The sequence below is a fragment of the Bacillus sp. FSL R5-0447 genome, assembly GCF_038606125.1.
Classification (GTDB): Bacteria; Bacillota; Bacilli; order Bacillales; family Bacillaceae; genus Bacillus; species Bacillus velezensis.
In genome coordinates this window covers 2,158,954-2,175,141 of the sequence record NZ_CP152012.1, presented here as the reverse complement: position 1 = coordinate 2,175,141, position 16,188 = coordinate 2,158,954, and the positions used below count along the sequence as shown (strand labels likewise).

General features: G+C 46.6%; 1 protein-coding gene. It reads left to right on the top strand.

Annotated features, from left to right (window positions below; genetic code table 11):
- The first annotated feature begins 16 nt into the window (after nucleotides 1–16).
- Entirely contained in the window at nucleotides 17–16,105 is a 16,089-nt protein-coding gene (locus NYE68_RS10935; RefSeq protein ID WP_324635801.1) for a non-ribosomal peptide synthase/polyketide synthase, read from the top strand.
- Nucleotides 16,106–16,188 lie beyond the last annotated feature (83 nt).

Sequence of the window (16,188 nt, the reverse complement as noted above, 5' to 3'; positions counted from 1 at the left end):
AAAATGAGGTGCTCCAATGTCGGTATTTAAAACTCAAGAAACGTACTGGGAAAACCTGTTTGATGAAGAAGACGGCCTAAGCGCATTCCCTTACTTTAAAGCAGCGGATAAAGCGTCGTTGGCCCGTACCGGCTACCAGGAAAAATGCATCTGCCGTTCCTTATCTCCGGAAGTATCTCAAAGAATCATGACAATGGCGAATCATTCCGATATGGCGGCCTATCTGATTTTATTGGCGGGTATTGAATGCTTGTTATATAAATATACGGATCGAACGAACCTGATTCTTGGCATTCCAACGGTATCGAAGCAAAAAGCCGGCCAGTCAGCCGTTAACAACATTGTCCTCTTAAAAAATACGCTTTCAAACGAGAGCACATTTAAAACCGTATTCGGGCAGCTGAAAGAAGCCGTTAATGATTCTCTGAAAAATCAAAACCTGCCGTTTAGAAAAATGGCCCGGCATCTGAGCGTGCAATACAATGACGAGCATATGCCTTTGGTTCATACCGTCGTTTCGCTTAACGAAATTCATTCCTTGCAATGTAAAGAAGATACTGCAACCGATACGCTGTTTCACTTTAATTTGGAGAACAACGGGATTCATTTGAAGCTTTTTTATAACGGCAATCTGTACGATGAGCGCTATATCAATCAAATTGTATCCCATTTGGATCAGCTGCTGTCTGTGATCCTGTTTCAGCCTCAAGCCGCGATCCATACGGCAGAGATCTTACCGGAAGCGGAAAAACAGAAGCTATTGTTTGATTTTAACGACACCGTCAGAGATTTCTCCGGGAGCAGAACAGTCTATCAATTATTTGAAGAGCAGGCAGAAAGAACGCCTGAGCATGCGGCCGTCAAGTTTAAAAACGACCATTTGACGTACAGGGAACTGAATGAGAAGGCGAGCCGTTTGGCAAGAACATTGCGTAATTGCGGGGTTCAACCCGATACGTTAGTCGCCATTCTCGCTGATCGTTCATTAGAGATGATCGTATCCATTATAGCTGTTTGGAAGGCAGGGGGCGCTTATGTGCCCCTGGATCCTGAATATCCAAAAGAGCGGCTTCAATATTTGCTTCATGATGCGGATGCAGACGTTCTCCTTGTTCAGCATCATTTAAAAAACAGCCTCGCCTTTGACGGCCCGGTGATTGATTTGAATGATGAAACATCATACCATGCCGATTGCTCATTGTTATCACCAGTAGCGGAACACAGCCATTTAGCCTATGTCATTTATACGTCGGGTACAACAGGAAAGCCGAAAGGGGTCATGGTTGAACACGGCGGCATTGTGAACTCGCTTCAGTGGAAGAAGTCGTTTTTCAAGCATTCTCCGGCGGATCGCGTGCTTGTCTTGTACCCGTATGTTTTTGATGCGTTCATTTTAAATTTCTTCGGCCCGCTCATCTCAGGAGCAACTTTGCACCTTCTGCCTAATGAAGAGAATAAAGAAACTTTCGCCATTCAAAATGCCATAAAACAAGAAAAAATTACCCATTTCTCAACTTCTCCCCGTCTTCTGAAAACGATGATCGAACAGATGAACAGAGAGGACTTCATCCATGTTCAGCATGTTGTTGTGGGCGGTGAGCAGCTGGAAACAGATACAGTTGAGAAGCTGCATTCTCTGCAGCCTCGCATTCGGATCAATAATGAATACGGACCGACAGAAAACAGCGTGGTATCTACATTTCACCCTGTTCAGTCCGCTGATGAACAGATCACAATCGGCAGCCCGGTGGCCAACCATCAAGCTTATATTTTAGGAGCGCACCATCAAATTCAGCCGATCGGCGTACCGGGAGAGCTGTATGTCGGAGGAGCGGGAGTGGCCCGCGGCTACCTCAATCGGCCTGAATTGACGGAGGAAAAATTTGTGGAGCATCTGCATGTCCCTGGTCAAAAGATGTATAAGACAGGGGATCTCGCCAGATGGCTGCCGGATGGAAGAATCGAATATTTAGGGCGGATTGATCATCAAGTGAAAATTCGCGGCTACCGGATTGAGATCGGCGAGGTAGAGGCAGCCATGTTCAATCTGGAAAACGTTCGTGAAGCCGCAGTCGTCGCGCGGGAAGACGCAGACGGGGCCAAACAATTGTATGCCTATTATGTCGGCGAGCCTTCTTTGACCGCTGCGCAGTTCAGAGAAGAATTATCCCGGGAACTGCCGAATTATATGATTCCCTCCCGCTTTATCCCATTGGAACGCATTCCGCTCACTTCCAATGGGAAGATTGATCTGAAAGCTTTGCCTGCTGCTGACGAAAATACGCGGGCGGAAAACGAATACATAGCCCCGCGGAACACAATAGAAGAACTGCTGGCGTCTATCTGGCAAGAAGTATTAGGGGCAGAACGTATAGGAATTTTGGATAATTTCTTTGATTTTGGCGGAGATTCGATTAAATCAATTCAGGTGTCATCCAGATTGTATCAAGCCGGATACAAGGTTGATATGAAGCATTTGTTTAAACACCCCTCGATTGCTGAACTCAGTCAGTTTGTAGCACCGGTCAGCAGGGTGGCTGATCAAGGAGAAGTGAATGGCGGAACCAAGCTGACCCCGATACAGCATTGGTTTTTTGAGCAAAAAATGCCGCATGCACACCATTACAATCAGGCCGTCATGTTATATTCGGCGGAAGGCTTTAAAGTGGCTCCGCTTCGCCGGACGATGGAACGGATCGCGTCACATCACGATGCCTTGAGGATGATTTTTGAAAAAACGCCGGATGGATACGCTCCGCGAATTACAGGAACAGATGAAAGTGAACTATACCATCTGGAAGTGATGAATTATAAAGGGGAAACCGATCCAGCTCAAGCGATTGCCGATAAAGCGAATGAGATTCAAAGCAGCATGGTATTAGACAAAGGGCCATTGATGAAGCTCGGTTTGTTCCAATGTCCGGACGGAGATCATTTGCTGATTGCAATTCATCATTTGCTGATTGACGGAGTATCCTGGCGTATTTTACTCGAAGATTTTGCAAGCGGATATGAGCAGGCAGAACGCGGACAAACGATCCAGCTCCCGCAAAAAACAGACTCGTTTCCATCCTGGGCCGATCAATTGTCCAAATATGCGGCGGAAACCGATATGGAAGAGGAGATTGCGTATTGGACCGAGCTTTCAAGTATAAAGCCTCAGCCATTGCCTAAGGACACTATCAGCGAAGGGTCGTTATTAAGAGACAGCGAAGAAGTGACGATTCAATGGACAAAAGAGGAAACGGAGCAATTATTAAAACAAGCGAACCGCGCCTACAACACGGATATCAACGATCTGCTGCTGACTTCGTTAGGGCTGGCTGTTCACAAGTGGACAGGCACGGAAGACATTGTCGTGAATTTGGAAGGCCACGGGAGAGAACCGATTATTCCGGATGCTGACATTTCCCGCACGATAGGATGGTTCACAAGCCAGTACCCTGTCGTCCTGAGGATGGAAGCCGGAAAAAACCTATCGCAGCGGATCAAGATCGTAAAAGAAGGGCTGCGCCGTATCCCTGACAAAGGAATGAATTACAGCATCATCAAATATATATCCGGGCACTCGGAAGCCGACAGCCTGCAGCTGAATCCGGAGATATCGTTTAATTATTTGGGGCAATTTGACCAAGACCTGAAGCATCAGGCTTTGCGCATCTCGCCTTTTTCCACAGGGTTATCAATGAACGAAAACCAAGAGAGAACGGCCGTGCTTGATTTGAACGGCATGATTGCCGAAGGGACATTATCACTGACACTGAGCTACAGCAGCAAACAATACGAAAGATCTACTATGGCTCAATTTGCCCGGGGGTTGAAAGAAAGTCTGCAAGAAGTCATTGCACATTGCGTAAGCCGGCAGCAGACTTCTCTCACACCAAGTGACATCCTGTTAAAAGACATCTCAATCGACGAACTGGAACAGCTTTTGGAGCAGACGCGTGAATTAGGCGAAGCGGAAAATATTTATCCATTAACGCCGATGCAGAAGGGCATGCTGTTTCACAGCTTATTTGATCCGAATTCAGGTGCTTATTTTCAGCAAACGATGTTTGATCTGCATGGAGATCTGGAAATTGATTCATTTTCAAAAAGCTTGGACGGCTTATCGCAAAAATATGATATTTTCCGCACGAATTTTTACAGAGGCTGGAAGGATCAGCCGCTCCAAATCATATTCAAAACGAAAAAAATCGGTTTTCAATTCAATGACTTACGAGAGATGAAGGAATCACAAAAAGAAGCGATGATTCAGCAGTATGCCAGAGAAGATAAGATGCGGGGGTTCGACTTAGAAAAAGGCGCGTTAATGCGGTTATTCATCCTTCGTACGGATGAAAAGACATACCGTTTTATCTGGAGTTTCCACCATATTTTGATGGACGGCTGGTGTCTGCCGCTCATTACAAAAGAAATTTTCGAGAATTACTTTGCTTTGCTTCAGCAAAAGCAGCCTGAACAATCGTCAATTACTCCGTACAGTCAATATATTGAATGGCTCGGCCGGCAAGATGCGAAAGAGGCCGCGGCTTATTGGGATAAGTACTTGGAAGGATATGAGGAGCAAACCGGCCTTCCTAAGGATCACCATGCAACGGAAGACGGACGATACGTTCCTGAAAAAGTGACGTGTGACATAAGCTCCGATCTCACTTCGAAAATGAAGCGGACGGCCGGCAAGCATCATGTCACGCTGAACACGCTGCTGCAGACGGCATGGGCGGTTTTGCTGCAGAAATATAACCGCAGCCGGGACGTTGTGTTTGGAAGTGTTGTATCCGGAAGACCTGCTGGAATTCCAAACGTGGAAACCATGATCGGCTTATTCATTAACACCATTCCCGTCCGGTTCCGATGTGAAGCCGGGACAACGTTTGCCGGGCTTATGAAAGAGGCGCAGGAAAGGGCTGTAGCGTCTCAACAATTTGAGACACACCCGCTGTACGATATTCAAGCGCGTACAACGCAAAAGCAAGATTTAATTACACATTTAATGATATTCGAAAATTATCCGGTTGATCAGTATATGGAAAGTATAGGCCGCCAAAACGGAACATCCATCACGATTTCCAACGTACAAATGGAAGAACAGACCAACTACGATTTTAATTTGACTGTTATTCCGGGCGACGAGATGAACATCTCTTTTGAATACAACGCAAATGTGTATGAGCGGGCAAGCATAGAGCGGGTTCGGGAACATTTCATGCAAATCCTGCATCAAGTCGTGACAGATGCGGATATCCGGGTGGATCAAGCGGAATTGTTAACGGAAGGCGAAAGAAGAACCCTTCTGCAGACGCTTAACGACACGGCCGCGCCGTTCCCGCAGACGCCGGTTCATCAATTATTTGAAGAGCAATCGCAGCGTACGCCCGATCAAGCAGCCGTCATTGATAAGGACAGGCAGCTCACGTACGGAGAGCTCAATAAGCGGGCCAACCGACTGGCGCGAACGTTAAGAGCGAAAGGAGTGCAGGCGGATCAGCCTGTAGCCATCATCACAAGAAACAGCATCGAATCGGTGGTCGGAATCCTTGCCGTTTTAAAATCAGGCGGAGCCTATGTACCTATAGATCCGGAATATCCGCAAGACCGCATCCGGTATATGCTGGATGACTCCCAAGCCGGAATCGTTTTAATGCAGCGGGACGTCAGGAAACAGCTTGCCTATGAAGGCGCCACGGTTTTACTTGATGATGAAAGTTCTTATCACCATGATGGCTCTGACCTTGCTCCGATAAATGATGTGAGCCATTTGGCATATGTCATTTATACGTCAGGTTCCACAGGGCGGCCAAAAGGCGTACTAATCGAGCACGGAGGCTTGACCAATTATATTTGGTGGGCGAAAGAAGTTTATGTAAAAGGCGAGAAAGCCAACTTCCCATTGTATTCGTCAATTTCTTTTGATCTGACGGTGACTTCTATTTTCACGCCGCTTGTCACAGGCAATGCAATCATCGTCTATGACGGAGAGGATAAAACAGCTCTGCTTGAATCGATTGTGCGGGACCCGAGGGTGGATATCATTAAATTGACCCCGGCCCATTTGCAGGTTTTGAAAGAAATGAACATTGCCGATCAAACGGCTGTCAGAAGAATGATTGTGGGCGGGGAAAACTTAAGCACCCGGTTAGCCCGCAGCATTCATGAACAGTTCGAAGGCCGGATTGAAATATGCAATGAGTACGGACCGACGGAAACCGTTGTCGGCTGCATGATTTACCGTTATGATCCCGCAAAGGACAGGCGGGAATCAGTACCGATCGGAACCGCTGCGGCAAACACGAGCATTTACGTTCTTGATGAGAATATGAAACCCGCACCGATCGGAGTGCCGGGAGAGATCTATATCAGCGGCGCTGGTGTGGCAAGAGGATATTTGAACCGTCCCGAATTAACGGCGGAGAAATTTGTCGATGACCCGTTTGAACCCGGAGCGAAGATGTATAAGACCGGAGATTTGGCGAAGTGGCTGGCGGACGGAAACATTGAATATGCGGGCAGAATAGATGAACAAGTGAAAATCAGAGGCTATCGTATCGAATTAGGCGAGATCGAGGCGGCACTGCTTCAAGAAGAAGCGATCAAGGAAGCTGTCGTTACAGCCAGAGAGGACGTCCACGGATTTAAACAATTGTGTGCATATTACGTGAGCGGCGGGCAAACAACGGCAGCCCGTCTCCGGAAACAATTGTCTCATACCCTTGCAAGTTATATGGTTCCGGCTTATTTTATTGAGCTTGATGAAATGCCTTTAACTTCTAACGGAAAAATAAACAGAAAAGGGCTGCCGGCTCCGAATTTCGAGCTGCAGGACAGAGCAGAGTATAAAGCTCCCCGAACAAAAGCTGAAGAAATATTAGTTTCTGCCTGGGAATCGGTATTAGGCGCTGAAAACGTCAGTATTCTTGATAATTTCTTCGATCTTGGCGGAGATTCCATTAAATCCATTCAAGTATCCTCCAGATTAAATCAGCAAGGATACAAAATGGAAATCAAAGACTTGTTTCAATATGCAACAATTGCTGAATTGAGTCCGCATATCAAGCAGAATCTGCGTATAGCCGATCAAGGTGAGGTCAAAGGAAAAGTCAGCCTGACTCCTATTCAGCATTGGTTTTTTGAACAAATAACAACAGATCAGCATTATTACAATCAAGCCGTCATGCTGCATGCGCCGGAAGGTCTTCAGGAAACGCAGCTTCGTCAAACCCTGCAAAAGCTTGCTGAACATCACGATGCGCTCCGCATGACGTTCCGGACTACAGAAAATGGCTGTGAGGCACACAATGAAGAAATCGCCCAAAGCGGGCTGTACCGCTTAGAAGTCCTGAATCTGAAAGAAGATCCCGATCCGGGACGTACAATTGAAGCCAAAGCTGATGAGATACAAAGCAGTATGCATTTAAGTGATGGGCCGTTAATGAAAGCCGGGTTGTTTCAATGCGCAAATGGAGATCATCTGCTCATTGCCATCCATCATTTGCTGATTGACGGAGTATCCTGGCGTATTTTACTCGAAGATTTTGCAAGCGGATATGAGCAGGCAGAACGCGGACAAACGATCCAGTTCCCGCAAAAAACAGACTCTTTCCAATTATGGGCTAAGAGACTCTCAGAATATGCGCAAAGTGAAACCATAAAACAAGAACAGGAATATTGGACAAAAATCGAACAAACCGAAGTCAAACCGCTGCCTAAAGATTTTCATGAAACCCATACAACTGCAAAAGACAGCAAAACAGCAACTGTGGAATGGACGAAAGAGGAAACGGAGCTCTTATTAAAACAAGCGAATCGCGCTTATCACACGGAAATAAACGATTTGCTTTTAACTTCTCTGGGTCTTTCCATATCGCATTGGTCAGGACTGGAACAAATTCCGATTCATTTAGAGGGACACGGCCGAGAACATATTATACAAGATATAGATATCTCCCGCACGGTCGGGTGGTTTACAAGTCTGTATCCGGTTGTGCTGCACGCGCAGCCGGGCAAAGAAATCTCTGATTATATCAAGACGACCAAAGAAGGATTGCGCCAAATTCCGTATAAAGGGATCGGATATGGAATAGCAAGGTACTTAAGCGGCGGAATGCCATCGAAACTCAATCCTGAGATCAGCTTTAACTACCTGGGACAGTTTGACCAAGATTTACAGCAGCATGGGGTTCAGTTATCTTCTTATTCTTGCGGTTCAGACTCAAGCGGACATCAAGAAAGACCGTATGTATTGAATATAAACGGAATGATCACCGAGGGCCGGCTGAAGCTTACGATCAGCTACAGCAGCAAACAGTACGCAAAAGAAACGATCATGCGGTTATCGGAAACGATTCAAAGCCGCCTGCGGACCATCATTACGCATTGCGTTCATAAAGAACAATCGGAACTGACGCCAAGCGATATTTTGTTAAAAGGCATGTCCATTGGCGAATTGGATCAGCTCCTCATTCAACTGCCGCATGCAGGTGAGGTTGAAAACGTGTATCCGCTCACTCCGATGCAGAAAGGAATGCTCTTTCACAGCCTGCTGGACGAGGCCTCAAGTTCTTATTTTGAACAAGCATCGTTCGATTTGCAGGGAGAGTTAAAGATTGATTGGGTTAAAGCAAGCCTTGAACGATTATTTGAAACATACGCCGTGCTCAGAACCCGTTTTTACAGCGGCTGGAACGATACTCCTTTACAAATTGTCTATAAAACGCAAACACCGCAAATTCATTTTGCAGATTTGCGTGATAGAGAGGAGCACCTGAGAGAGGATGCAATCGCAGCCTATCAAAGAGAAGACAAGGCAAAAGGATTTGACTTGGCTCGGGATCCGCTGATGCGCATAGCGATTTTCCGTATGGAAGACCGCAAATATCATTTGATTTGGAGCTTCCATCATATTGTGATGGATGGCTGGTGCCTGTCTCTTATCACGAAGGAAGTGTTTGATCATTATAGCGCCTTACAGGAAGGAAGGGAACCAGAACCGCCATCGGCAGCTCCTTACAGCGACTATATCGAGTGGCTTGACCGCCAAGATCAGGGAGCGGCAAAGCGGTACTGGAGCGGGTATCTTGAAGGATATAAAGGTGAAACCACGCTTCTTCATAAAATAGCGCAGCATGAACAAAAAGAATACGCCTATGCCAATGTGATCTGCCGATTTGATCACGAACAGACAAAACAATTACAGCAGATCGCAAATCAGTATCAGGTTACGTTAAATACGTTGATCCAAACGTTATGGGGAATTTTATTACAGAAATACAGCGGGTCCGCAGATGTTGTCTTCGGCAGTGTCGTGTCGGGAAGGCCGGCGGAAATTCCTGATGTGGAACAGATGATCGGTCTGTTCATCAATACGATTCCGGTTCGCATCCGCTGCGATGAGGACAGCACTTTTGCTGATACGATGCAAATGGTTCAACAAAACGCGCTGGCTTCCCAATCGTACGATACCTATCCTTTATACGAAATACAGGCCCAAACGGAACAAAAGCAAAACTTAATTGATCATATCATGATCTTTGAAAATTATCCGATAGGGCAGCAAGTCGAAGAGACGGGACATCATGGTACGGAGCTGAACATTACGAATTTTCATATGCAGGAACACTCCCACTATGATTTGAATGTGGTTGTCATACCTGGCAAACAGCTGGCCGTTCATTTCGGTTTTAATGAAAACGAATATGAAAAATCAGAAGTGGAGCGGCTCCGAGGTCATTTTGAAAAACTCATGCAGCAAGTATTGCGGCAGCCGTCTGTCAAAATAGAAGATTTGGAGCTTCTCTCTCAGCAAGAAAAAGAATATCTGCTCAGCCGCTTTCAGTCTAATGACATGCATTACCCGCGTAAAAAAACGATTCATGAGTTGTTCGAGGAACAGGCGCATCGTACTCCGGACAATACAGCGGTTGTATTCGAGGGTAAACAATTCACCTACGAAGAACTGAACCGGCGTGCCAATCAGCTTGCTCGAACCTTGCAGGCAAAAGGAGTGCAGGCGGATCAGCTTGTCGGCATTATGACTGAACGCTCGCTTGAGATGGTTGTAGGCATCTTGGGAGTTTTAAAAGCGGGCGGTGCATATTTGCCGATAGATCCTGATTCTCCGTCTGAACGCATCCGTTATATTTTAAATGATTCAAGCATCAGCGTATTGCTTTACTGCGGGAAGCTGCAGGATGACATCGGCTTCTCAGGAACATGTATCGATCTCATGGAGGAACATTTCTATCACGAAAAAGACAGCAGTCTTGCACTCTCTTATCAGTCCAGTCAACTGGCCTATGCCATTTATACTTCCGGCACGACAGGCAAGCCTAAAGGCACGTTAATTGAACATCGCCAGGTCATCCACCTGATAGAAGGGCTGAGCCGCCAAGTATACTCTGCCTATGATGCGGAGCTGAATATAGCCATGCTCGCTCCATATTATTTCGATGCTTCTGTTCAGCAAATGTATGCTTCCTTGCTGTCAGGCCATGCCTTGTTTATTGTTCCGAAAGAGATAGTGTCAGACGGTGCTGCCTTATGCCGTTACTATCGGCAGCATTCGATTGACATCACTGACGGAACACCTGCCCACTTAAAGCTTTTGATAGCTGCAGGTGATTTGCAGGGAGTCACGCTTCAGCATCTTTTAATCGGAGGAGAGGCTCTTTCCAAAACGACGGTAAATAAGCTCAAGCAATTATTCGGCGAGCATGGCGCTGCGCCTGGGATTACTAATGTATATGGGCCTACGGAGACTTGCGTAGACGCGTCTCTGTTCAACATTGAATGTTCTTCCGATGCTTGGGCACGCAGCCAAAACTATGTCCCTATAGGCAAGCCGTTAGGCAGAAACCGAATGTACATTCTTGATTCAAAAAAACGGCTGCAGCCGAAGGGCGTCCAAGGCGAGCTGTATATTGCAGGGGACGGTGTCGGGCGGGGTTACTTGAACCTGCCGGAACTGACGGACGAAAAATTTGTTGCCGATCCGTTTGTACCGGAGGACCGAATGTACAGAACCGGTGATCTGGCCCGCCTTCTGCCGGATGGAAATATTGAATATATCGGCCGGATTGATCATCAGGTGAAAATTCAAGGTTTTCGGATTGAACTCGGTGAAATCGAATCGGTGATGCTGAACGTTCCTGATATTCAAGAAGCCGCCGCAGCTGCCCTTAAAGATGCAGATGATGAATATTACTTGTGCGGATACTTTGCAGCAGATAAGACAATACAGATCAGTGAACTTCGCGAAAGAATGGCCCGGCATTTACCCGGATATATGATCCCGGCTCATTTTGTGCAGCTGGATAAGATGCCGCTGACGCCAAACGGGAAGTTGAATCGCCAGTTATTGCCGGCTCCGGTCAAAAAGCGTGATAGCGGCATAGAGTACGTCCCGCCGCAAACTTCGGCAGAAATCCAGCTGACAGCAATTTGGGAGGATGTCCTTGGACTAGAGCAGGTGGGGATCAGAGATCACTTTTTTGAGATCGGCGGACACTCCCTGCGGGCAACGGCGCTGATTGCAAAAATACAAAAGCAAATGCATGTCCAAATTCCTTTGCGGGACGTCTTCCATTTCCCAACCATTGAACAGCTCGCACGGACGATCACGAAGACGGAGCTGACCGGGTATGCCGCGATTCCTGCAATTGAAAAAAGACCTTATTATCCGGTATCCTCAGCACAAAAACGGTTGTACATCCTGAATCACTTGGAAGGCGGAGAACTCAGTTACAACATGCTGGGACTGATGACTGTGGAAGGAAAGCTTGATCGTGACAAGCTGCAGCAAGCCTTCCGCACGCTGATTTTGCGCCATGAATCTTTGCGCACCGGTTTTAAAATGGCTGACGGAGAACCTGTTCAGTATGTCTTGGATCACGCGGCGTTTGAAGCAGAGTGGTACCAAGGGGAAGAAGTTGATGCGGACCTTTATATCCGCCAATTTATTCGTCCTTTTCACCTGGATGAGCCGCCGCTGCTTCGCGTAGGGCTGATTGAACTTCAATCTGACCGCGGAATTCTGATGTTTGATATGCACCACATTATTTCTGACGGAACATCCATGAGCGTATTGATCAAAGAATTTATCCGGATTTATGAAGGAGAGACATTACCGCCCCTGCGCATCCAGTACAAGGACTACGCGGTATGGCAGACCGGCGAAGCGAGATTACAGCAGATTCAAAAACAAGAAGCCTATTGGTTAGAGCTGTACAGCGGCGACGTTCCTGTCCTTCATCTGCCGGCCGATTATATCCGGCCGTCGGCACGGGATTTTGCGGGAGCCACAATGCATTTTACGCTTGATAAGCAAAAAAGCGACGGATTAAAGCAGCTGGCATCCCAAACTGAATCGACTTTATATATGGTGCTCCTTGCGTCTTATACATTATTGCTTTCAAAATACAGCGGCCAGGAAGACATTATTGTCGGCAGTCCTATAGCGGGAAGACCGCACGCCGATTTGGAACCGATTATCGGAATGTTTGTCAATACATTGGCGATGAGAAATTACCCTGAAAAAGGGAAGACGTTCTCTCAGTATCTGTCCGAAGTGAAGGAGAATGCATTAAAAGCTTATGAACATCAGGATTATCCGTTCGAAGCGCTGATCGATCAACTGAATATCGCCAGAGACTTGAGCCGCAATCCATTGTTTGACACCATGTTTGTGCTTCAAAACACGGAGCAGGAACAGTTAGAGATAAATGACGTCACTTTCAAACCATATCCAAACGGACATACGATGGCGAAATTTGATCTAACTTTAACTGCTGTGGAAGAAGGGGCGGGTATTCAGTTCACGATGGAATACTTGACGGCTCTGTTTAAACCGGAAACGATCGAACGGATGATGGGGCATTTTGAACAGCTGGTTGATTCGATTATTAAACAGCCTGAGGCCGAGCTGGCTCGTTTAAATATGATGACCAAGGAAGAGGAAAGAGACATTCAGCAACTCTTTAACGATACTGCAGTTGGGGAAAAACGAATTCCGACACCGATTCATCAGCTTTTTGAGCAGCAGGTTGAGCGTAACCCGGATCATGAAGCCGTCATGTTTGGAAATCAGACGCTGACTTATCGTCAGCTGAATGAACGTTCCAATCAGCTGGCGCGCGTTCTTCAAGATAAGGGTGCCTGCACTGATCAGGTTGTTGCCGTTCTCACGGATCGCTCAGCACATATGATCATCGGCATTTTAGCCATATTAAAGGCCGGCGCAGCATTTCTCCCTATCGATCCGGAGCTTCCCGAAAAACGGCGGGCTTTTATGCTAAAAGACAGCGGTGCCGATGTGCTTTTGACTTGTGCAGGTCACGCTATTCCGCCGCTCTTTGAAGGAGAAGTGCTTCTGCTTGATGATCCGTTACTATATCAAGGCAGAACAGACAATCTTAACCTTTCCTGCTCGGAAAATGATTTAATGTATGTTATTTACACGTCAGGCACAACAGGGCAGCCGAAAGGCGTTCAGCTGGAGCACAAGACGATGACGAATCTGCTCGCTTATGAGCAGGATCATACGCAGCTTCGCTTTGACAGAGTGCTGCAATTTGCCGCAATGAGCTTTGATGTCTGCTATCAAGAAATGTTCTCCGCGCTTTCAAGCGGAGGAACACTCTTTATCATCGGCAATGAGGCAAAACGTGACATACGGCAGCTCAATGATTTTGTCAGAACGCACGGGATACAAACAGCATTTCTCCCGACAGCGTTCCTTAAGCTCCTTGCCTCAGAGAAACACTATTTCGAACCGTTTGCCGAGTGCGTGGATCACATCATCGCTGCGGGAGAACAGCTCATCGCAACAAGGATGCTGCGTGACATGCTGGCACGACACCAAGTCACATTGCATAATCATTACGGTCCGTCGGAGACGCATGTTGTGACCATGTATACCGTCGATCCTGATACAGATCAGGAGCTTCAGCCGATCGGAAAACCGATTTCAAATACGGAGATTTTCATTTTGAATGAAGCCGGAACGCTTCAGCCTGTCGGAATCGTCGGTGAACTTTGTATTTCAGGAGTGAGCTTGGCCAGAGGCTATCATAACAGGGAGTCTCTGACGCTCGAAACTTTTGTTCCGCACCCATATGACTCGAATCAACGGATGTATAAAACAGGCGATCTGGCTCGTTACCTTCCCGAGGGAAACATTGAATATGCGGGAAGGAGGGACCATCAAGTCAAAATCCGCGGTTATCGGGTTGAACTCGGTGAGGTGGAAGCCGCTCTTCTCAAGCACGTACAGGAAGCAGTTGTCCTAGCAAAAGAAAATACCGATGGCCAAAGCGATTTGTATGCCTATTTTACAGCAGAGCAATCACTCTCGATCAGTCAGCTGAAAGAAAAACTTGCTGGCCAAATACCGGGATATATGATCCCTTCATACTTCATCCAGCTGGAGAAACTGCCGCTAACCGGCAATGGAAAAGTAAATCGAAGAGCATTACCGATGCCTGAAGCAGGTTTGCAAACGGGGACTGACTACGTTGCTCCGCGGACGAATATGGAAGAGCAGCTGATATGCATCTGGCAAGACGTTTTGAAGGTAAAAGAAATAGGTGTAAAAGATAACTTTTTCGATTTGGGCGGCCACTCGTTGCGAGGGATGACGCTCATCGCCAAAATTCATAAGCAATTCAGCAAAAACATTTCATTAAGAGAAGTCTTTCAATGTCCGACAGTTGAAGAAATGGCACAGGCTATTGCAGAAGCTGAAACCAACGGACCGGACTATATTCCGAAAGCCAAAGCAAAAGATGTCTATCCCGTATCGTCCGTGCAGAAGATGGTTTACCTGTCAACACAAATAGAAGGCGGAGAACTGAGCTACAATATGCCGGGAATTCTTACATTAGAAGGAAAACTCGACATGAATCGCTTGCAAACCGCTTTCCAAAGACTGATCCAGCGCCATGAATCGCTGCGTACCGGTTTTGAAATGGTCCGCGGAGAACCGGTGCAGGTGATCAAATCGCAAGTGGAGTTTTCGATGGAAAGATACAAAGCAACAGCCGACGAGGTTGAGGAATGTTTCCGGGCCTTCGTGCGGCCGTTCGATCTCAGCCAAGCTCCATTACTCAGGGTCGGACTCATCGAGTTAGAACAAGACCTGCATATTTTCATGTTTGACATGCACCACATTATCACGGACGGCGCCTCCATGAATATTTTTGTCGAAGAACTGATTCAATTGTATGACGGCAAAGAGTTAGCTCCGCTCCGTATTCAGTACAAAGACTTTACGGAATGGAAACATCAAAAAGAACAAAGAGAACGAATCAAGAGCCAGGAAGAGTATTGGCTTGGTGTATTTCATGAAGAGCTCCCGTCATTCGAGCTGCCGAAAGATTTTGCGAGACCGCCGGTTAGAAGCTTTGATGGGAAAAGGCACAATTTTACGCTCGATAAGACTGTCACCCAAGGGATAAAGCAGCTGGAAGAATTGACCGGATCGACCGCTTACATGATTCTATTCTCGGCCTATTCCATACTGCTGGCAAAATACAGCGGTCAGGATGATATCGTTGTCGGTACACCTATTGCAGGGAGACCGCATGCGGATTTGGAACCCATTATCGGAATGTTTGTCAATACATTAGCCATCCGCACCGCTCCAATGGCGGAAAAGACATTTTTGGATTATATAACGGAAACGAAAGAAACCATGCTGAAGGCTTTTGAACATCAAGAGTATCCTTTTGAAGAATTAGTTGAAAAACTGGGTGTGAAACGGGACTTAAGCTGCAATCCATTGTTTGATACGATGTTTGTCCTGCAAAATACCGAACAAACAGATATTGAAGTGGACTCTCTCGCAGTCAGGCCTTATGAACAAACAGAGACGGCAGCCAAATTTGATTTACAGCTGAACTTCTTAATAGATCAAGATGAGATTCAGGGCAGTTTTGATTACTGTACGAAACTGTTTAAAAAGAAAACCATTGCTGTATTGGCCAAGGATTACGTCATGATCCTTTCGGCGATTATGAGAAACCCATCCATTCCTTTAAAAGACATTCAATTAAGCGAAAAAGTAAACAAAAGTAAACATCTCGCAAGCACAATCGAATTGGATTTCTAATCACAGGGGCAGCGGCTGTCCCGGCATGAATGCCGCGGCTGCCGCCAGTCGAAAACAGGAATGAAACCAACTGGAGGGATATG

Coding starts and splice junctions, on each gene's coding strand:
- NYE68_RS10935 (WP_324635801.1), top strand. CDS start 17: ATGTCGGTATTTAAAACTCAAGAAACGTACTGGGAAAACCTGTTTGAT.